This window comes from Janthinobacterium sp. OK676 (assembly GCF_900103595.1).
GTDB lineage: Bacteria > Pseudomonadota > Gammaproteobacteria > Burkholderiales > Burkholderiaceae_D > Janthinobacterium.
Genome location: NZ_FNHA01000003.1, coordinates 469,923 through 488,609, shown reverse-complemented (window position 1 = coordinate 488,609; position 18,687 = coordinate 469,923). Strand labels below are relative to the sequence as shown.

Annotated in this window: 19 protein-coding genes; 10 read left to right on the top strand and 9 right to left on the bottom strand. The window is 63.6% G+C overall.

Features of this window, described 5'->3' with window-relative positions; all coding sequences use genetic code 11:
• Positions 1-1,863 (top strand): alpha-amylase family glycosyl hydrolase, encoded by a 1,863-nt coding sequence (locus BLU39_RS09075; RefSeq protein ID WP_254788933.1) that lies wholly within the window; start codon positions 1-3, stop codon positions 1,861-1,863.
• Positions 1,860-3,188, top strand: a complete 1,329-nt coding sequence (locus BLU39_RS09070) for an MFS transporter (protein ID WP_092712027.1) — start codon at positions 1,860-1,862, stop codon at positions 3,186-3,188. The genes BLU39_RS09075 and BLU39_RS09070 overlap by 4 nt, the downstream gene beginning before the upstream one ends.
• Positions 3,189-3,242: 54 nt before the next feature.
• On the opposite strand, the gene bfr is transcribed toward BLU39_RS09070, so the two are convergent.
• Entirely contained in the window at positions 3,243-3,719 is a 477-nt protein-coding gene (bfr, locus tag BLU39_RS09065; protein WP_092712025.1) for a bacterioferritin, read from the bottom strand.
• Between the two features lie 422 nt (positions 3,720-4,141).
• On the opposite strand from bfr, the gene BLU39_RS09060 reads away from it, so the two are divergent.
• A complete protein-coding gene (locus BLU39_RS09060; protein ID WP_092712023.1) occupies positions 4,142-4,822 on the top strand; it encodes a Fe2+-dependent dioxygenase in 681 nt (226 codons plus the stop codon).
• A 219-nt stretch (positions 4,823-5,041) separates the two neighbouring features.
• Here the strand turns inward: BLU39_RS09060 and BLU39_RS09055 are convergent, their stop codons facing one another.
• Positions 5,042-5,743, bottom strand: a complete 702-nt coding sequence (locus BLU39_RS09055; RefSeq protein WP_092712257.1) for an energy transducer TonB — start codon at positions 5,741-5,743, stop codon at positions 5,042-5,044.
• A 17-nt stretch (positions 5,744-5,760) separates the two neighbouring features.
• Entirely contained in the window at positions 5,761-5,976 is a 216-nt protein-coding gene (locus BLU39_RS09050; RefSeq protein ID WP_034745611.1) for a (2Fe-2S)-binding protein, read from the bottom strand.
• Positions 5,977-6,381: 405 nt separating this feature from the next.
• Here BLU39_RS09050 and BLU39_RS09045 point away from each other — a divergent pair, with 405 nt between their 5' ends.
• The 4 genes from BLU39_RS09045 to BLU39_RS28555 all read left to right on the top strand — a co-directional run bounded on the left by BLU39_RS09045 (position 6,382) and on the right by BLU39_RS28555 (position 9,084).
• Positions 6,382-6,666 (top strand): FeoA family protein, encoded by a 285-nt coding sequence (locus BLU39_RS09045; protein WP_092712021.1) that lies wholly within the window; start codon positions 6,382-6,384, stop codon positions 6,664-6,666.
• Between the two features lie 2 nt (positions 6,667-6,668).
• Positions 6,669-8,570 (top strand): ferrous iron transporter B, encoded by a 1,902-nt coding sequence (locus BLU39_RS09040; protein WP_092712019.1) that lies wholly within the window; start codon positions 6,669-6,671, stop codon positions 8,568-8,570.
• Positions 8,571-8,579: 9 nt separating this feature from the next.
• Positions 8,580-8,852: a hypothetical protein gene (locus BLU39_RS09035; protein ID WP_092712017.1), complete on the top strand. Its 273-nt coding sequence runs from the start codon at positions 8,580-8,582 to the stop codon at positions 8,850-8,852.
• A 70-nt stretch (positions 8,853-8,922) separates the two neighbouring features.
• A complete protein-coding gene (locus BLU39_RS28555) occupies positions 8,923-9,084 on the top strand; it encodes a hypothetical protein (RefSeq protein ID WP_157808844.1) in 162 nt (53 codons plus the stop codon).
• A gap of 49 nt (positions 9,085-9,133) precedes the next feature.
• Here BLU39_RS28555 and nagZ read toward each other — a convergent pair whose 3' ends face one another.
• From nagZ to BLU39_RS09015, 4 genes are all read right to left on the bottom strand, one after another.
• On the bottom strand, positions 9,134-10,675 hold the full coding sequence (nagZ, locus tag BLU39_RS09030; protein WP_092712015.1) for a beta-N-acetylhexosaminidase: 1,542 nt from the start codon (positions 10,673-10,675) through the stop codon (positions 9,134-9,136).
• Between the two features lie 170 nt (positions 10,676-10,845).
• On the bottom strand, positions 10,846-12,456 hold the full coding sequence (locus tag BLU39_RS09025) for an FMN-binding glutamate synthase family protein (RefSeq protein ID WP_092712013.1): 1,611 nt from the start codon (positions 12,454-12,456) through the stop codon (positions 10,846-10,848).
• A 100-nt stretch (positions 12,457-12,556) separates the two neighbouring features.
• Complete coding sequence (locus tag BLU39_RS09020) at positions 12,557-13,567, bottom strand: M48 family metallopeptidase (RefSeq protein ID WP_092712011.1); 1,011 nt, start codon at positions 13,565-13,567, stop codon at positions 12,557-12,559.
• A 3-nt stretch (positions 13,568-13,570) separates the two neighbouring features.
• Entirely contained in the window at positions 13,571-14,623 is a 1,053-nt protein-coding gene (locus BLU39_RS09015) for a YjgN family protein (RefSeq protein WP_254788932.1), read from the bottom strand.
• 164 nt (positions 14,624-14,787) lie between these two features.
• Between BLU39_RS09015 and BLU39_RS09010 the strand changes: the two genes are divergently transcribed.
• The 3 genes from BLU39_RS09010 (at position 14,788) to BLU39_RS09000 (ending at position 16,752) form a co-directional block, all read left to right on the top strand.
• Entirely contained in the window at positions 14,788-15,459 is a 672-nt protein-coding gene (locus BLU39_RS09010) for a glutathione S-transferase (RefSeq protein WP_092712009.1), read from the top strand.
• A 71-nt stretch (positions 15,460-15,530) separates the two neighbouring features.
• A complete protein-coding gene (locus BLU39_RS09005) occupies positions 15,531-16,304 on the top strand; it encodes a 5'-3' exonuclease (protein WP_077408804.1) in 774 nt (257 codons plus the stop codon).
• A 40-nt stretch (positions 16,305-16,344) separates the two neighbouring features.
• The gene (locus BLU39_RS09000) at positions 16,345-16,752 is read left to right on the top strand and encodes a response regulator (protein WP_086144753.1); all 408 of its coding nucleotides are present in this window, start codon (positions 16,345-16,347) and stop codon (positions 16,750-16,752) included.
• A gap of 155 nt (positions 16,753-16,907) precedes the next feature.
• Here the strand turns inward: BLU39_RS09000 and mnmA are convergent, their stop codons facing one another.
• Positions 16,908-18,023, bottom strand: a complete 1,116-nt coding sequence (gene mnmA / locus BLU39_RS08995; protein ID WP_092712006.1) for a tRNA 2-thiouridine(34) synthase MnmA — start codon at positions 18,021-18,023, stop codon at positions 16,908-16,910.
• A 31-nt stretch (positions 18,024-18,054) separates the two neighbouring features.
• Entirely contained in the window at positions 18,055-18,534 is a 480-nt protein-coding gene (locus BLU39_RS08990; protein WP_034745637.1) for an NUDIX hydrolase, read from the bottom strand.
• Positions 18,535-18,687 lie beyond the last annotated feature (153 nt).

Sequence of the window (18,687 nt, the reverse complement as noted above, 5' to 3'; positions counted from 1 at the left end):
ATGATGTCGATACGCAGCCCCCTGGCGCGCCTGCTCGCGCCGCTCCCCACGCACTTGCGCGACGATGCGGCGCGCCGCTATGCGCACCAGGAGGCGGTCTTGCTCGACCGCCTGGGCAGCCTGTATGGCCAGCGGCCGGACTTCCTGCCCTGGCTGGGCGACCTGATGGAAAGCGTGGGCCGGCTGTACGCGGCGCGCGCGCCCGAGCTGCTGCGGCAGGATGCGCAGCGCGAAGCGCAGCCGGACTGGTTTGCCAGCCAGTCCATGCTCGGTTACAGCGCCTACGTGCAGCGCTTCGGCGGCAGCCTGCAGGGCGTGGCGGCGCGCATTGCCCACCTGCGCGAACTGGGCGTGACGTATCTGCACCTGCTGCCGTTCTTGCGTCCGCGCGCCGGTGAAAGCGATGGCGGCTTTGCCGTCGCCAGCTTCGAGGAAGTCGATCCCGCGCTGGGCAGCAATGCCGACTTGCTGGCACTGACGGCGCAGTTGCGCACGGCCGGCATCAGCCTGTGCTCGGACCTGATCCTCAACCACGTGGCCGACGACCATGCGTGGGCGCTGGGTGCCAAGGCGGGCGATCCGCTGCTGCGCGATTTTTTCCATACCTATCCCGACCGCGCGCAGCCGGACCGCTACGAGCGCACCCTGGGCCAGGTCTTCCCGCAGGCGGCGCCCGGCAATTTCACGTTCGTGCCGGAGCTCGGGCGCTGGGTCTGGACGACGTTCTATCCGTATCAATGGGATTTGAATTACGCCAATCCGGCCGTCTTCGCGGCCATGGCCGGCGCCATGCTGGGCCTGGCGAACAAGGGCATCGAGGTGTTCCGTCTCGATTCGACGGCCTTCCTGTGGAAGCGCGAAGGCAGCGATTGCATGAACCAGCCCGAAGCCCACAGCCTGCTGCAAGCCTTGCGGGCGATTGCCGCCATCGTCGCGCCGGGCGTGCTGCTCAAGGCCGAAGCCATCGTGCCCACGCCCAAGCTGCCCGCTTATTTCGGCAGCGATAGCGCGCCCGAATGCCATATCGCCTATCACAGCAGCCTGATGGCCGCCGGCTGGGGCGCGCTGGCCGAGGAAAGCACGGACTTGCTGCAGCAGGTGATCGCCGCCACGCCGCCGCTGCCGCCATCCGCCAGCTGGCTCAGTTACGTGCGCTGCCACGACGACATCGGCTGGAACGTGCTGCTCAACGAAGCGGGCGCGAACGGGCCGGCGCGCCTGGCGCGCATCGCGCGATTCTTTGCCGGCGCCTCCGGCAGCTATGCGCGCGGCGCCGCCTTCCAGAGCAGCAGCGCCGACAAGGCGCATGGCAGCAACGGCATGGCCGCCTCGCTGGCCGGCCTGGAAAGCGCCGCCACGGTGCAGGAGCAGGAATACGCATTGCGGCGCCTGCTGCTGCTGCATGGCCTGGCCTTGAGCTTTGGCGCCTTGCCGGTGCTGTACATGGGCGATGAACTGGGCATGACCAACGATCACAGCTACACGCAGCGCGCCGACCGGGCGATGGACAGCCGCTGGCTGCAGCGCCCCGCGTTCGACGACAGCCTGCTGGCCTGGCGCCACGACGGCGTGAGCGCCAGCGGCCGGCTGTATCCGGCGCTGCGCCAGCTGATCGACGTGCGCCGGCGCTTGCCGGCCCTGGCCGCCGCCGCGCCACGCAGCGTGCTGCCCGCCGACACGCCTGCCGTGCTGGCGCTGTCGCGCGGCGACGCGTTTCTCAGCTTGAGCAACTTCAGCGGCGCCAGCCAGCGTTTCACTTTACCGGCAGGCGAATGGCGCAACAGCCTCGATGGCAGCGTGCTGTCCGGCGCGGTGGGCTTGCAGCCCTGGCATATGCTGTGGCTGGAAAGGGAACAATCATGAGCGACGCCGGCGCGCACCGTCCGCATCTGTCGTTCTGGCAGATCGTCAACATGAATGTCGGATTTTTCGGCATCCAGTTCAGCTTTGGGCTGCAGCAAAGCAGCATGAGCCCCATCTACAAATACCTGGGCGCCGACGAGGCGAGCCTGCCCTACCTGTGGCTGGCCGGTCCCATGACGGGACTGCTCGTGCAGCCCTTGATCGGTGCCATGAGCGACCGCACGGTGACGCGCTGGGGCCGCCGCACGCCGTACTTCCTGATCGGCGCCATCCTGTGCAGCCTGGGCCTGCTGGCCATGCCGTTCAGTCCGACTTTATGGATGGCGGCCAGCCTGCTGTGGATACTCGACGCGGCCAACAACGTGACGATGGAGCCGTACCGCGCCTTCGTCAGCGACAAGCTCGACAAGAAGCAGCATTCGCTGGGTTTTCTCACGCAAAGCGCGTTTACGGGACTGGGGCAGACGCTGGCCTACCTGACGCCGTCGCTGCTCGTCATGCTGGGCATGAACAAGGATGCCGTCAACGGCAGCCATATCCCGCACATCGTCATCGCCGCCTTCCTGATCGGTGCCGTGTTCTCGCTCGCCTCGGTGCTGTGGACCCTGAAGACGACGCCGGAAAATCCGCTCACGGCGGCCGAACTGGCGGCCATCCGCAGCCGTCCGCCGGGCTGGCGCCATACGCTGGCCGACATCGGCGCGGCCCTGCGCGACATGCCGCCGACGATGAAGCAGCTGGCCCTCGTCAACCTGTTCCAGTGGTACGCCATGTTCTGCTACTGGCAATACATCGTGCTGTCGCTGTCGGCCACCCTGTTTCACACGACGGACCCCGCGTCGCAAGGCTTTCGCGACGCGGGCCTGCTGAACGGGCAGGTGGGTGCCTTCTACAATTTCGTCGCCTTTGTCGCCGCCTTCGCGCTGGTGCCGTTCACGCGCCGCTTCGGTCCCAAGCGCATGCACAGCCTGTGCCTGTGCGCGGCCGGCGTGGGCATGCTGGGCATCCCGCTGATCCACAGCCCGGCGCTGCTGTTGCTGCCGATGCTGGGCGTGGGCCTGGCCTGGGCCAGCATCATGGGCAATCCCTACATCATGCTGGCCGGCTGCATTCCAGCCGAGCGCACGGGCGTCTACATGGGCATTTTTAACATGTTCATCGTCATTCCGATGATCATCCAGATCTTCACCTTGCCCCTGTATTACCGCAGCTGGCTGGGCGGCAATCCGGAGAACGTCATCCGCCTGGCCGGCGCCCTGTTGCTGTGCGCGGCGGTGGCGGTGCTGTTCGTCAAGCTGCGTCCGCCGCAGACCGGCAAGGCTTGACGGCAGGCGTAAAAAAACCGGCAAGCCTGCCGGTTTTTTGTTGGGTGCTGAAGATTATTCTTCCACGGCCATTTGGCTCTGGAGATAATTCTGCAGGCCGATTTTGGCGATCAGGTCGATCTGCGTTTCGAGCCAGTCGATATGCTCTTCCGTGTCTTCCAGGATCATCAGGAACAGGTCGCGCGAGACGTAGTCGCCCGCTTTTTCGCTGATGGAGATGCCTTCCTTGACGGTGGCGTGCGCGGCGCGTTCCAGCTTCAAATCGCATTCCAGCATTTCCGGCGTGTTCTCGCCGATCAGCAGCTTGTGCAGCGCTTGCAGGTTAGGCAGGCCGTCGAGCATCAGGATGCGGTCGATCAGCTTGTCGGCGTGTTTCATTTCGCCGATCGATTCTTCGTATTCCTTCTTGCCCAGCTTTTCCAGGCCCCAGTGCTTGTACATGCGCGCATGCAGGAAGTACTGGTTGATGGCCGACAGTTCGTTGGTGAGCTGTGCGTTGAGCATGCGGATGACTTCTTTATCGCCCTTCATGGGATTTCCTTTGTTCGGTGTCGCGTTCGATGATGAAACCGCAGGCTGCTGGCGTTCACTGCCGGGTGGCGCAAGGCTGCCTGGTGGCGCGCAGGTTGCCGGTTTCGCTATGCCCGCATGATAGCGCAAAATGCAGGCGATTTCCGGTGCTAAACGGCATTATTCCGTCTTTTTAACGTAAATATCGTGCGAATAAAACCCATTCTCAAGTGGATTTCGTGATTGCGCCGTTTTTTATTTGTTAAGGAAAATGAAGGCCATTCTCATTCGCGTTCCTGGCGCCATTTTGCCGCCGCAGGCGCGCATGCATGGCCTTGCTGAAAAGGCGGGAAATGTTGGTCCGTTCTTGCCTTTGTGCCTACTTGGCCGCCGCCGGCGATGCGATAATCGGGCAGCGATATTTACTGAAAAAGGATAGCAAGATGATGCTGCACATACCCGGCGTGCTGACGCCGGAACAGGTCACGCATTTCCGCCAGCGCCTGGCGCAGACGGACTGGGTCGACGGGCGCGCCAGCGTCGGCGCGCAAGGCGCGCAAGTCAAGCGCAACCGCCAGCTGGCCGAGGGTTCGCCGCTGGCGCTGGAGCTGGGCGAGATCGTCAGCCGCGCGCTGATGGCCAATCCGCTGTTCTTTGCCGCCGTGCTGCCGCTGCGCATCCTGCCGCCCTTCTTTAACAGCTATGCGGGCGGCGAGCACTATGGCCTGCACATCGACGGCGCCATCCGAACGCCGAAAAACGGCATGCAGTCGATGCGCGCCGACGTCTCGTCAACCGTGTTCCTGAGCGAGCCGGACGAGTACGAAGGCGGCGAGCTGGTCGTGGTCGATTCCTACGGCACGCATGAAGTGAAACTGCCGGCCGGCGACGTGATCGTGTACCCGTCGAGCAGCGTGCACCAGGTGCTGCCCGTCACCAGCGGCGAGCGCATCTGCTCCTTCCTGTGGACGCAAAGCATGGTGCGCGAGGACTGGAAACGCAGCATGCTGTTCGAGCTCGATCAGAACATCCAGAGCGTGCGCGTGGAGCATGGCGATTCGCCGGCGACGGTGGGGCTGACGGGGCATTATCACAATCTGCTCAGAATGTGGGCGGAGATGTAAGGCTGGGGTCAGACCCCCGGCGACGTTGGCGCTGAACTGGGCGTTGGCGGTGTTGAGGGTCTGACCCCATAGCAGGCAAAAAAAAGTCTGCCTGGCCCGGGGATGTAGGCTGGCAGACTGAAACAAGCAAATCGCTTGACTAAAACGGGCGCAAAAAAGCAAGCAGGGCACGGGGTGCGATGCTTGCGGGCTGGCAGCGGCGCCATGGCCGCCGGAAGGCTAGCTCAGTTGGAAGGTCAGCGGTACTAAAACGTAGACGGGGACGGGCTTGCCGTTTTCGATCATCGGCTTGAACAGCGCGCGCTGCGCGGCCTGGCGGCCCGCTTCATCGAGGTTGGTGTAGCCGGTCGATTTCTGGATCAGGATTTGCTCGGGCAAGCCTTTTTCGTTGATCAGGATGCGCAGCACCACGGTGCCGCTCTCGCCCAGGCGGCGCGACAAATTCGGGTAGATCAGTTGCGGCGCCTTGATGTACTCCACGCTGCTGACGGTGCGCGGCGTCGCTGGGGCCGGTGGCGTCGGCGACGGTGCCGCTGGCGCCGTCGGTGCGGCGGTGGCGACTGGCGCCGCTTCGGCGCGCGTCGGCTGTGGCGGCGTGATCGTCGGTTCGGTCGGCGCGACGGCGATCATCGGCAGCGGCGGGATCACGGCGCGCGGCACGGGCGCGCTCAGTTCCACGGTTTTCGGTACGGATGGCGCGGGCGGCTTCGGCGGCGCCGGCGGGGCGATGATGCTGATGGTCGTGATGGTCGGCATGGCCGCCGTGACGACGCGGCTCAGCAGGCCACTCTGGATGGCGTAAAAGCCGGCGATATGCAGGACGACGATGGCCATCAGCGGCGCGAATTTGTTGCGCTTCTTGTCGAAGTCGGCAAATTGCTGCACGGCCTGCACCGTTACGGGCGGGGGCATCATCGTCATGGCGTTCATCGCTTTCTTTAGTTGGTCAGTACGGCTCGCATCAATACGGTTTCTTGCAGCGCCACGGTGGCGTTCAGGTGATCGTTCAGCACTTCCCGCGCGCAGGTGTGGCATTTGCCGCAGCAGGTGGCCACGCCCAGGTCGCGGCGCAGTTCGGCCATGCTGGACAGGCCAAGATCGACGGCTTGACGGATTTCACGATCAGATATGTTGTTGCAGACACATACAATCATTGATGCACCTTCTGGCTGGAGGATGGAAATGCACTAGTGCCGCGAAGCATTGTTGCTAGTGTTTTAATGAGAATCATTATCATTACGTTTCATTGTCGCGCAAAGTGCGGGACAATGCAAGCGATTTTGATCAAGTGTGCGGCGCCTGGCGGCCTGGCGCGGCGCTTGGATATGTCGTTTTTTTGGATGGCGCAGCCCTTGACGGGGGCGGCTCTCCGGGCTAAATAAAAACTATTCGCATTCATGTTTATAATGCTGGTATTGTCTCGGACGGTCGCCGTCCGGACAGTTTGAAAGACCGCTTGTCGGTAATGCGCAACAGTTGCGTTTTACCTCACAACATCAGGGCATGCGCCACGCGCAGCAGTCTGTCCCTGGTGTTCTTAATTTGAACGGAATTTGCTCATGACTCTAGTTCCACCCTTGATGACGCTCGACGCGCTGGCAGTCGGCCAGAGCGGCACGGTGTTGCATATCACGCCCCACGCGGCAGGACAGACGGAAGATGGCGTCGACCTCGTCCGCCGCCTGATGGAGCTGGGATTCGTTCCCGGCGAGCGCATCCGCATGCTCAAGCGCGGCATTCCCGGCGGCGATCCGCTGGCCATCAAGGTGGGCAATGCCACGTTCGCACTACGCCGCTTCGAAGCGGCGCTGATTACGATTCAACCGCTGATTCAACCGGAATGACCATGGGTGCTGTCGAAACGATCATCGATGCGGGTGTGCACAAGCCGCCGCATCAGCCACAAATTGCCTTGCTGGGCAATCCCAACTGCGGCAAGACCGCCCTGTTCAACCGTTTGACGGGCGCGCGCCAGAAAGTGGCGAACTACGCCGGCGTGACCATCGAGCGCAAGGAAGGCCATTTCACGTCGCCCGCCGGCAAGCCCGTGCGCGTGCTCGATTTGCCGGGCGCCTACAGCCTGTCGGCCACCACGCCCGATGAAGCCATCACGCGCGACGTGGTGGGCGGGCTGCGCAAGGGCGACCCGCGTCCCGACGCCATCATCTGCGTCGTCGACGCCACCAATTTGCGCCTGAACTTGCGCCTGGTGCTGGAAGTCAAGCGCCTGGGCCTGCCCATGCTGCTGGCGCTGAACATGACGGACGTGGCGCGCAAGCGCGGCATGGTCATCGACACGGCCAGGCTGTCGGCCGAATTGGGCATGCCCGTGGTGGAAACCATCGCGGTGCAGCACGATGGCGAAAAAGCCCTGCTCGACGCCATCGATGCCATGCTGCCGCTGCCGGCCGTGGACGCGAAACCGCTGGCGGCCATCGATGCCGTCACCGTCGAAGAAACCCAGCGCGAAGTGCGCCGCATCCTGGCCGCCGTCAGCAACGACACGCAAGACAGCGGCAACCTGACGGAAAAGATCGACGACGTGGTGCTGCACCCCGTGTTCGGCCCCCTCATCCTGGCCGTGCTGATGTTCCTGATCTTCCAGGCCGTGTTTGCGTGGGCGGCCACGCCGATGGAAATGATCACCGATGGCGTGGGCCACCTGGGCGCCGTGCTGACGGCGAACATGCCCGACGGCCACCTGAAAAGCTTGCTGGTGGAAGGCATCATCGGCGGCGTCGGCAGCGTGCTGGTCTTCCTGCCGCAGATCCTGATTTTGTTCTTCTTCATCCTGAGCCTGGAAGACTGCGGCTACCTGCCGCGCGCGGCCTTTTTGCTGGACCGCCTGATGGGCGGCGTGGGCCTGTCCGGCCGCGCCTTCATCCCGCTGCTGTCGAGCTTTGCCTGCGCCATTCCCGGCGTGATGGCGGCGCGCACCATCCAGAATCCGCGCGACCGCCTCGTCACCATCATGATCGCGCCGCTGATGACGTGCTCGGCGCGCCTGCCCGTGTATGCGCTGATCATCGCCGCCTTCATCCCGCAGCGCCAGGTGTGGGGCTACCTGAGCCTGCAAGGCCTGGTGCTGTTCGTCCTGTACTTTGCCGGCATCATCTCGGCCATGGCCGTGGCCTGGGTCATGAAGCGCAGCATGGGCGTGCGCGGCAACCAGCCGCTGCTGCTGGAACTGCCGGCCTATCACTGGCCGCATCTGCGCAACCTGGCCGTCAGCCTGTGGGAGCGCGCGAAGATCTTCCTCACGCGCGTCGGTACCATCATCCTGAGCCTGATGATCATCCTGTGGTTCCTCAGCACCTTCCCCGGTGCGCCGGACAATGCGATCCATCCGCCGATCTACTACAGCCTGGCCGGTATCCTGGGCCGCGGCCTGGAAGTGATCTTCGCGCCGATCGGTTTCAACTGGCAGATCTGCATCGCGCTGGTGCCGGGCATGGCGGCGCGCGAAGTGGCCGTCGGCGCGCTGGGCACCGTGTATGCGCTGTCGCAAACGGGCGACGCGCTGGCCTCGACCCTGGAACCGCTGATCGCCCATTCGTGGTCGATGGCCACCGCGCTGTCCCTGCTGGCCTGGTACGTGTTCGCGCCGCAGTGCCTGTCGACCCTCTCCGTGGTGAAACGCGAGACGGGCGGCTGGCGCTATCCGCTGCTGATGGCCGGCTATATGTTCGCGCTGGCCTACGCCGCCTCGTTCATCACGTACCGCGTCGCCCTGCTGTTCGGCGCCTAGGAGAAAACCATGTGGCAAACTCTCATCGTCGCCCTGATCGTCGCAGCCGCGCTGCTGCATTTCTCGACCAAATACCTGCCGGCCGGCGTGCGCCGCGCCATCGTGCGTGGCCTCGTGCGCTGCGGCCTCGATGAGGCGAAGATGTCGGCCTTCTTCAAGGTGGCGCCCGGTTGCGGCAGCGGCTGCGGTTCCTGCGGCTCCTGCGACAGCCCGCCGCCGTCAGCCACGCCACCGGCCGACGGCAGCAGCAAGCGCGTGATCCTGATGCAGGTGCGGCGCTAGGGTCAACGCCGGAGTAGCCACGGGTGCGCCCGTGGGCTACACTGGGCTTTCCGCATGGCAAGGAGTGGCAATGGCGATACTGTTGATCTTCATGTTTCTGTTTGCGGTCGCCACCTGGCTGCTGGCCAGCCGGCGCGGCCGCCACGGGGGACTCTGGTTCGGCATCGGCCTGCTGCTCGGGCCGTTTGCCTTGCTGGCGGTGGCGGCGCTGCCGCCCGTTGCGCCAAGCTGAATGAAAAAAACCCGCACATGCGGGTTTTTTTACGTCGCTAGCGCTGCGCCTACGCCTTGCCGGCCAGCTTGTCGACGACCGGCGCCAGCGCGGCCGGGCGGCAGCCGAAGGCGGCCAGGCGGCCTTGCGCGTCGGGCGCCAGGTCCAGGTCATACGGCAAACGGCCCGCCACCAGCCACAGTCTGTCGTGCGGCAGGGCTTCGACCAGGCGGCGCTGGCCGTCGACGAACATGGCGTTATACGTTTGCAGCACGATCTGCCGCGCGCCCTGGGCAAAGGCGATCGCCTCGTTGACCTCTTCTTCCAGCGCCTCGGCCGACAAGGCGTACTCGCGCACGTCCAGGCCCGCTTCGAGCAGCGCCGGCAGCATCGAGCTGCGCGCTTCCTTGTTGCGGCCCAGCGCCACTTCGTCGATCTCGCTGCGCGAGCGCACTTCCACCGTCAGCAGGGTCACGGGCAGGCTGGCGTCGAGCGGGCGGTAGTCGCCCTGCACGCGCAAGGCCGCTTTTTGCAGCAGCTGCGACAGGGCCATCGCGGCCGGCTGCATCAGCGCCGGCGGATGGACCGGGCGTTCGCGCCAGTCGCGCACGGCGCGGTTACGCTTGAGTTCAGCCACGCGCGCACAAGCCGCGTCGATGCGGGCGATGGAGATGTCGCCGCGCTCCACGGCGGCGATGACGGCGTCGATGGCGGCCGTCTGCTGCGCTTCGCGGTGCGAAATGAGGACGATGTCGGCGCCGGCCTGCAAGGTGGCGATGGCGCCTTGGGCGATGCCGATACCGTCGGCGATCGCCGCCATTTCCAGGCAGTCGGTAATGACGACGCCCTGGTATTTCAACTCGCCGCGCAGCAGGTCCGTCAGCACGCCTTTCGACAGGGTGGCCGGTACGCTGGTGTCGGCCTCGAAGGCGGGAAAGACCACGTGCGCCGTCATGATGGCGTCCACGCCGCCGGCAATGGCCGCGCGGAAGGGCGCCAGTTCCACGGCGTGCAGGCGTTCCTTGTCGTGCGGGACAAGCGCCATGGCGTAATGCGTATCGGTGGCCGTGTCGCCGTGGCCGGGGAAGTGCTTGGCGGTGACGGCCACGCCGCTGGCGCGCTGGCCGCGCATGGCCGCCATGCCGTAGGCTATGACGGTGGCGGCATCCTCGCCATACGCGCGCACGCCGATGACGGGGTTGTTGCGGTTGTTGTTCACGTCCAGCACGGGGGCGAGCAGCATATTGATGCCCACCTGGCGCATTTCATCGCCGCTGATCTGGTTCATGCGTTCGCAGTCGTCGATGGAGCCGGCCGCCTGGAAGGCCATCGCCGCAGGGATCGGCGTGACGCCCTGTTCGATGCGCATCACCATGCCGCCTTCCTGGTCGATGGAGATCAAGAGCGGCGTGTCGGATACTTCCGCGTTGATCTCCTGCAGTTCGCGGCACAGCGCGGACACTTGCGCGGGCGTGTGCACATTGCGGCGGAACAGGATCACGCCGCCCACCTTCTTTTCGCGTATCAAGGTCTTGATATGCTCGTCCGCCTGCAGGGCGTCGAAGCCCACCATGAACAACTGTCCTATTTTCTCGCGCAAACCCTGTTCCATGCTGCAACTCCTCCGGTATTCATTCTGATGACGACAAGTCCGTATTCTGGCCCCTGGTGACGCATCGGGACAATCACCGGAAAAGCTGCCTTTTTTTGGTATTGTATTGGATTTAGATATTTGCGCAAGTGGTTATTAAGTGGTATTGCTCCACTTGCGCAATGCCCGCATCAATCGAGGCGCTGGAACGAGGCCGCTTGCGCCTTCGGCCAGTACAGGCCGAACACGGGCGGCAGTTGCGGCAGCTGGCTCGGGTCGAGCAGCTGGCCCGCTTCCAGGAAGGGCAGCAGGGCCGAGGCCAGTTTCACCTGGTTCGGCGAAATGCGCCGCACCAGGTGGTGCGGGCGCAGTTCCTGCGGATGCGCCAGGCCGGCGGCGGCGATCAGCTCGGCCAGCGCCTTCATGGTGTTCTGGTGGAAGTGCGCCACGCGGGCGATCTTGTCGGGCACCACGAGCGCGCGCTGGCGCTGCGGGTCTTGCGTGGCCACGCCCGTGGGACAGCGGTCCGTGTGGCAGCTTTGCGACTGGATGCAGCCCAGCGCGAACATGAAGCCGCGCGCCGAGTTGCACCAGTCGGCGCCCAGCGCCAGCAGGCGGGCGATGTCGAAAGCCGTGATGATCTTGCCCGAGCAGCCGATCTTGATCTTGCTTCGCAGGTTGGCGCCCACGAGCGTGTTATGCACGAGCACCAGCGCTTCCTGCAGCGGCGTGCCCACGTGGTCCGTGAATTCCAGAGGCGCGGCGCCCGTGCCCCCTTCGCTGCCGTCGACGACGATGAAGTCGGGCGTGATGCCCGTTTCCAGCATGGCTTTGACGATGGCGAAGAATTCCCACGGATGGCCGATGGCCAGCTTGAAGCCGGTCGGCTTGCCGCCGGAGAGCGTGCGCAGGCGGTCGATAAAGTGCAGCATTTCCAGTGGCGTGGAAAAGGCGCTGTGCGCGGCCGGCGAGACGCAATCCTCGCCCACCATCACGCCGCGCGTGGTGGCGATCTCGATCGTGACTTTCGGCCCGGGCAGCACGCCGCCGTGGCCCGGCTTGGCGCCCTGCGACATTTTCAGCTCGATCATTTTGACCTGTTCCGAGCTGGCGTTGGCGATGAAGCGTTCCTCGGAAAACGTGCCATCCTGGTTGCGGCAGCCGAAGTAGCCGGAACCGATTTCCCACACCAGGTCGCCGCCGTTTTCGCGGTGATAGGGGCTGATGCTGCCTTCGCCCGTATCGTGCATGAAGCCGCCGCTGCGCGCGCCGCCGTTCAGGGCCAGGATGGCGTTGGCCGACAGGGCGCCAAAGCTCATCGCCGAGATATTGAAGACGCTGGCCGAATACGGCTTTTCACGTGGGCAGTCCGGATGGTTGCCGATCTCGATACGAAAATCGTGGCCCGTCACCTTGGCGGGAGCGATGGAATGGTTGATCCATTCATAGCCCGCTTCATAGACGTCGAGCTGGGTGCCGAACGGACGCTTGTCCGTCTGCTCCTTGGCGCGCTGGTAGACGATGCTGCGCTGGCTGCGCGAGAACGGCGTCGCCTCGCTGTCGCTTTCCAGGAAATACTGGCGGATCTCGGGGCGGATGCTCTCGAAGAAAAAACGGAAATGCGCGAGGATGGGGTAGTTGCGGCGCAGGGCGCGCTTCGTTTGCAGCAGGTCGCTGATGCCGACCAGGGTCAGGGCACCGGCCAGCACGGGCAGCCAGTAGTGATCGTAGTAAAACAGGGACAGGACAAAGATGGCTGCCGTCGCAATGAAGGTCAGGTAGCGAAATGGTACTAGGTGCATGGGCACTCCGGTGAAGTCAGGCTGATATTGCTGAGTCTACCTTCGATTCGCGGAACGTGCTGGGGGAAAGAACGCGGCGCCCGGTGGACGCCGCGCGGGATTACCGCTGTGCTGCGCGGATGCGTTCGACACGCTCGGCGCTGGCCGGATGGCTCGACAGGTAGGGCGTGCCCTGGTCCAGCTTGCCCAGGGCGACGAACACTTGCGCCAGGTGTTCCAGCGCGATGCCGTTCTGGCGCAGCATGGCGATCGCGTAGTCGTCCGCCTCGCGCTCGACGTCGCGCGAATACTTCAAGTCCAGCAGCAGCGGCGGCAGGGTCGCCACCACGGTCGACACGTCGCCGAACAGCAGCGCCGCGCCGGCGCCCACGGCCGAGGTCTGGATCAGGCGGCGCGTCAGGTGGCGTTGCTGCAAATGGCCCAGTTCATGGGCCAGCACGCCCATGATGGCCTCGTCGTCCGGCATCAGTGCCACCATTTCATCGGTGAGCACGATGTCGCCGGACGGCAGGGCGAACGCATTCGGACCGATCTTGCTCTTGCGGAAGACGATGCGGTGCTCGGGCGTGCTGTTGCCGGGCGTGGCCAGGCGCGCGAACTGCTGGCGCAAGGCTTGCTGGCGCGCGCCAGCGAGCTTGCTTGCCTCAAACACGTGCTTGTCGAGGAAATCGAGCACGCCCTGGCCCAGCTGGCGCTCAACGGATTGGGGAATCGCATACGCGACGCCCTTCGCCACTACCGGCAGCAGGTACTGATAGCTGAGCCACAGTGCCAGCACGGTGGCGACCGTGGCCAGCAGGGCGCCGCGCCAGCTTTGCTGCAGCCGCACCACCCAGCCGTCGCGGTGGCCCGTGTCGTGCAGCAAGTCGTTGAAGGCCGCCTGGTCGGCGATCTCCAGGTAGGCGCCGTCGGGAAAGCTGACCTTGCGCACGGCGTGGCTGCTGCGTTCGGACACGTGCAGCTCGCCCAGCGGGCAGCTGCGCTCGATGTCGCCGGCCAGCACGGCCATGCCATCGCGCACGCTGAGCGTGACGTGGTACAGGCGCGAGGTCTGGCCGTCGAAATAGCGGGCGGCCAGGGTAGCGCGGTCTTCTTGCTTGTCGGCGTGCATTGCTTACATCGACAGGTCGAAGTCCAGCAGGTCGGCCATGCCTTCGCCCGTGGCCGAGACTTGCTGGCCCGTGGCGGCGACAAACTCGTCCAGGCTGCCGTGCACCAGCATCGACGTCGCTTCCAGGCGGTACTTCAGCCAGCGCACGTGGGCGAATGGCGAAAACAGGCCCAGGGTGACGACGATGCCCAGCAGGTTGGTCAGCATGATGAAGGTGGTGCGGCCCCAGGTCAGCTGCGACTGGAACTGGTGCTGCTGCAGGCGCGTGTGGTTCCAGATCAGGTTCTGGATCATGGTCAGGAACAGCGGCAGCACGGTAAACATCCACAGGTACAAGGCACCGATGGCAAACAGCAGGCTGCCGACCTTGGTGGCATCGTTGGCGTGGGCCGCAAACGAGGCAAACACGCTGCCGAAGACGACGAAAATGAGCACCAGCAGGCCGCCCAGCAACAGTGCGAAGAACAGCAGGTAAGTCTTGTAGAAGCTGCCGACCGTGGCATCAAAGCTGAAGTTGCTGCTGCCGAAACGGCTCTGCGTGTGCTGGAAGCGCTTCAGGCGCTGGTGCAGGAACGGCGTCATCAGGCCAGCCGTGAAGGTATTGAGGATGGGCAGCCACAGGAAATACTTGTAGGCTTCCTTGGCGCTGCCGCCGAATCCGAAGCGGATGCCACGGTAGCTGGTGTTGTACAGCTTGAATTGCAGGCTTTTCCATACCAGCCAGGGCAGGATGGCGGCCAGCAGCACGAACATCAGCAGGCCGACGATGGGCGAGACACGCAGGGCGATGTTGTAGCCGCCGATCAGCACGACTGCCGCGATGCGGCCCTTCAGGATGGCGACGGCATTGCCATGGTATTCGAAGCTGCTGCCAGCCAGGTGGGTGCTGGAATAGAAATAGCGGTTGCGGCGCACCTTGGCCCAGGCGGAATAAATGCCCAGGGTGACAATGCTCAGCAGCAGGTTGACGATCCAGATACGGAAGTATTCGCTGCCCGTGGCGCTGAAGGTGATGGCTTCGCGCCGGGGAGTCATGTTGTTTGCTTCGAAATCCACAGGGGGTTTCCTTACTTATTGGAAACAAAACAAGATAAGGGAAGATTGAAAAGTTATCAATTGAAAATACTGTTTTTCGCAATTTTTTTTGCCGCTCCGCTTGCGCTGCCCGATCCGGCCGTCCCGGCTATACTGGAACTCAACCATCGCCTAACGGGAAAACCATGATCGTCGTCCACCATCTGAATAATTCGCGCTCGCAGCGCGTGCTCTGGCTGCTCGAGGAACTGGGCCTCGACTACGAGGTCAAGCGTTACCAGCGCGACCCGAAAACCATGCTGGCGCCCGCCGCGCTGAAAGCCGTCCATCCGCTGGGCAAGTCGCCCGTGATCACGGATGGCGCCAACACCATCGCCGAATCGGGCGCCATCATCGAGTACCTGGTCGAGCGCTACGGCAATGGCCGCTTGATACCGGCGGCGGGTACGCCGGACAAGCTGCGCTGGACCTACTGGCTACATTTCGCGGAAGGCTCGGCCATGCCGCCGCTGCTGATGAAGCTGGTGTTCGACAAGGTCGAAGCGTCGCCGATGCCGTTTTTCGTCAAACCGATCGCGCGCGGCATCGCCGGCAAGGTCAAGAGCAGCTTCATCCTGCCCAATATCGACAGCCAGCTGGCCTACATGGAAGCGGAGCTGGAGAAAAGCAAATGGTTTGCCGGCAATGAATTCACTGCGGCGGACATCCAGATGAGCTTTCCGCTGGAAGCGGCCGCCATGCGCGGCGGACTCGACGAGCGCCAGCCGAAGCTGACGGCCTTCCTGCAGCGCATCCATGCGCGGCCCGCCTACCAGCGGGCGCTGGAGCGGGGCGGGCCCTACGATTTCGCCAAATGAAGGGCATTCAAGGGCTATGTGCGGGGAACCATACGGTAAAATGATCGATTCAACCAGTATCCACTTACCGCATGGCCAGACTCCTCGCTATCGACGGCTTGAATATCGTACGCCGCGTCTACGAAGCCAGTCCTGAACCCGATTCCGACCTGAAGGCGGAGATCGCGCTGCGCCATGCGCTGTCGTCGTTCCGCACCCTCATCAACGATCACGAGCCGACGCATATCCTGCCGGCCTTCGATTTCGGCGGCCCCACGTGGCGCCACGCCCTGTATGCCGGTTACCGCGAGGGGCGCCAGCCCATGCCGCAGGTGCTGCGCGACGCCTTGCCCGGCTTTTATGCCACCCTGGCCAGCTTCGGCATGCACGTGGTCAGCATTCCCGAGGTCGAGGCCGACGACGTGATCGGCACGGCCGTCATGCGCTGGCTGCACGAGGGCCGCGGCGCGGCCGTCATCGCCACCACCGACAAGGATTTGCACGGCCTGATCGCGCACGGCGCGCTGGTGTGGGACCACTTCAAGGGCATCTGGCACGACCACGCCTGGGTCGAGAAAAAGTTCGGCGTGCCGCCGGAACTGCTGCCCGACCTGCTGGCGCTGATGGGCGACGTCACCGACAGCATCCCCGGCGTGTCGAAGATCGGCCTGAAGACTGGCGCGAAACTGTTGCGCGCCTACGGCAATATCGACGCCGTCATGGCCGGCGCGGGCATTTTGCCCGGTGCGCTGGGCGAAAGCCTGCGAAAAGAGCGGGAAATACTGTATCTTTCAAGAAAGTTAGTTGCGCTGAAAACGGATGTCACGTTGGGCGTGACCTGGAACAAGCTGGTGTGGGAAAAGTAAGCGCCAGGCAAGAACAATCAAGCAAGGGAAGTAAATCATGATGTTAAAGACAGTCCTGATCGATAGCAGCGCCGTGGCGCGCGGCCTGCTGAACACGGTCCTGACCGATGGCGGCTACGATGTCTGCGGGCAGACGCATACGAGCGCGCTGGGGCTGGCGCTGCTGGTCAAGCACCATCCGCATTTCGTGTGCATCGCGCGCGAGCAGGTGGAAGACGGGACGAATGTGGTGCAAACCATCCGCGCCCAGTATCCGAAGACGCTCATATTCATGGTTTCGGGCGGCATCGACGCCGCCTCGCTGCAGGCGGCCCACGCCATGGGCGTGTCGGGCTTCATCGTGAAACCGTTCATGGCCGACACGGTCCTGAAAACCGTGCGCAATACGGTCATTGCCATGGTGCGCAAGCAGCAGCAGGCGCTTGCCGCCGCTGCGAAAGACACCTGATAAAATCTACTGCGCGTCGCGATTTGCGGCCGGCGATGCTCACTATACTAAAGTACAGTTGCGCTTCTCGGCCACAACTCACTGCCGCTCGCTACGATTTTCTCAGGTGTTGTTATTGAGTTGGATTAGTAAAAATCAACTTAACCAAGCTAACTTTAGGCCAGGCCCGTCGCGCTGGCGATGATGCCGCCACCGAGGCACACGTCGCCGTCGTACAGCACGGCCGACTGGCCTGGCGTGACGGCCCATTGCGCCTGGTCGAAGGCCAGGCTGAAATGCTCTGCGCCATCGGGCAGCAGCTGGCACGCCACGTCGGCCTGGCGATAGCGCGTCTTGGCGCTCAAGGCGCCCGCCTGCGGCGCCACACCGGCGACCCAGCTGGCCTGGTCGGCCGTCAAGGCCGGCGACAGCAGCCATGGATGGTCATGGCCCTGCACCACCCACAGGGTATTGTTGGCGATATCCTTGCGCGCCACGTACCAGGCGTCGCTGCTGCCATCGGCGTTCTGGTACGACTTCACGCCGCCGATGCCGATGCCCTTGCGCTGGCCCAGGGTATAAAAACTCAGTCCCACGTGTTCGCCCACCGTCTTGCCGTCCGCCGTTTTCATCGGCCCCGGCTTGTACGACAGGTAGCGGTTCAAAAATTCGCGGAACGGGCGCTCGCCGATAAAGCAGATGCCCGTCGAATCCTTCTTCTGCGCGTTCGGCAGCGCCAGTTTTTCGGCGATCTGGCGCACTTCCGTTTTCGGGATTTCACCGAGGGGAAATAAAGTTTTAGACAGTTGAGCCTGGTTCAACCGGTGCAGGAAGTAGCTCTGGTCCTTGCTGGCGTCGACGGCCTTGAGCAGTTCATAGCGGCCCGCATCGGTGGGCGCCTGGCGCACGCGCGCGTAGTGGCCGGTGGCGATCAGGTCGGCGCCCAGGGTCATGGCATGGTCGAGAAAGGCCTTGAACTTGATTTCGGCGTTGCACAGCACGTCCGGATTCGGCGTGCGGCCGGCCTGGTATTCACGCAGGAAATCGGCGAACACGCGGTCCTTGTATTCGGAGGCGAAATTGACGGCTTCGATATCGACGCCGATGACGTCGGCCACGCTGGCCGCGTCGATCCAGTCCTGGCGCGTGGAGCAGTATTCCGAATCGTCGTCATCTTCCCAGTTTTTCATGAACAGGCCGATGACTTCATAGCCTTGTTCCTTCAGCATCCATGCCGCGACCGAGGAATCGACCCCACCCGACATGCCGATAACGACTTTCTTCTTGCTCATCTTGCTTTCCAGTGTACTTTAGATAATTTTGCTATGCGCTATTGAAAACGGACGCATGCGTGTGCAGCAGGGCCAGCGGCGCGCGCCGGCCAGCCAGGTATTCGTCCACGCACTGCAGCACCAGCGGGCTGCGGTGGCGTTCCTGGCACGCCGCCAGCTCGTCGCGCGTCATCCACAAGGTGCGGATGATGCCTTCGTCCAGCGGGCGGTCATGCTCGGCACCGGCCGTGCCGCAAAAGGTGAAGCGCAGATAGGTCACGTCCTCGCCCGTGCGCAAGGACTGATAGCGCGACATGTACATGCCGACCAGTGCCGTGGGGATGAAATCGTAGGCCGCTTCTTCCAGCGTTTCGCGGATCACCGCCTGCTCCAGCGACTCGAACGGGTCGAGGTGGCCGGCCGGCTGGTTGATCTTGATGCCTTCGCTGGTCTCTTCTTCAATCAGTAAAAACAGGCCGTCGCGCTCGACGATGGCGGCAACGGTGACAGAGGGTTTCCAGATTCTCGGCATGATTCCATCCTTGAAAGAGCCGACATTTTATCTTGTTCTGCGCGCGCGGTTTGAAGCCGGCCTTTTGTTGCGCGGACATATTGATAAATGACAACGTTTTAGCAAATAGCGGTGGGAGGTACTTACGTCTTTCCCGGGGAGCGCACTAGCATG

Excerpts from the sequence above, each read along its gene's own strand:
- mnmA (WP_092712006.1), bottom strand. The coding sequence starts at position 18,023 with ATGAGCAAGAAGAAAGTCGTTATCGGCATGTCGGGTGGGGTCGATTCC.
- BLU39_RS09035 (WP_092712017.1), top strand. The coding sequence starts at position 8,580 with ATGTGGCAAACTCTCATCGTCGCCCTGATCGTCGCAGCCGCGCTGCTG.
- BLU39_RS09050 (WP_034745611.1), bottom strand. The coding sequence starts at position 5,976 with ATGATTGTATGTGTCTGCAACAACATATCTGATCGTGAAATCCGTCAA.
- BLU39_RS09020 (WP_092712011.1), bottom strand. The coding sequence starts at position 13,567 with ATGCACGCCGACAAGCAAGAAGACCGCGCTACCCTGGCCGCCCGCTAT.
- BLU39_RS08990 (WP_034745637.1), bottom strand. The coding sequence starts at position 18,534 with ATGCCGAGAATCTGGAAACCCTCTGTCACCGTTGCCGCCATCGTCGAG.
- bfr (WP_092712025.1), bottom strand. The coding sequence starts at position 3,719 with ATGAAGGGCGATAAAGAAGTCATCCGCATGCTCAACGCACAGCTCACC.
- nagZ (WP_092712015.1), bottom strand. The coding sequence starts at position 10,675 with ATGGAACAGGGTTTGCGCGAGAAAATAGGACAGTTGTTCATGGTGGGC.
- BLU39_RS09040 (WP_092712019.1), top strand. The coding sequence starts at position 6,669 with ATGGGTGCTGTCGAAACGATCATCGATGCGGGTGTGCACAAGCCGCCG.
- BLU39_RS09005 (WP_077408804.1), top strand. The coding sequence starts at position 15,531 with ATGGCCAGACTCCTCGCTATCGACGGCTTGAATATCGTACGCCGCGTC.
- BLU39_RS28555 (WP_157808844.1), top strand. The coding sequence starts at position 8,923 with ATGGCGATACTGTTGATCTTCATGTTTCTGTTTGCGGTCGCCACCTGG.
- BLU39_RS09000 (WP_086144753.1), top strand. The coding sequence starts at position 16,345 with ATGTTAAAGACAGTCCTGATCGATAGCAGCGCCGTGGCGCGCGGCCTG.
- BLU39_RS09025 (WP_092712013.1), bottom strand. The coding sequence starts at position 12,456 with ATGCACCTAGTACCATTTCGCTACCTGACCTTCATTGCGACGGCAGCC.
- BLU39_RS09075 (WP_254788933.1), top strand. The coding sequence starts at position 1 with ATGATGTCGATACGCAGCCCCCTGGCGCGCCTGCTCGCGCCGCTCCCC.
- BLU39_RS09010 (WP_092712009.1), top strand. The coding sequence starts at position 14,788 with ATGATCGTCGTCCACCATCTGAATAATTCGCGCTCGCAGCGCGTGCTC.
- BLU39_RS09055 (WP_092712257.1), bottom strand. The coding sequence starts at position 5,743 with ATGACGATGATGCCCCCGCCCGTAACGGTGCAGGCCGTGCAGCAATTT.
- BLU39_RS09045 (WP_092712021.1), top strand. The coding sequence starts at position 6,382 with ATGACTCTAGTTCCACCCTTGATGACGCTCGACGCGCTGGCAGTCGGC.
- BLU39_RS09060 (WP_092712023.1), top strand. The coding sequence starts at position 4,142 with ATGATGCTGCACATACCCGGCGTGCTGACGCCGGAACAGGTCACGCAT.
- BLU39_RS09070 (WP_092712027.1), top strand. The coding sequence starts at position 1,860 with ATGAGCGACGCCGGCGCGCACCGTCCGCATCTGTCGTTCTGGCAGATC.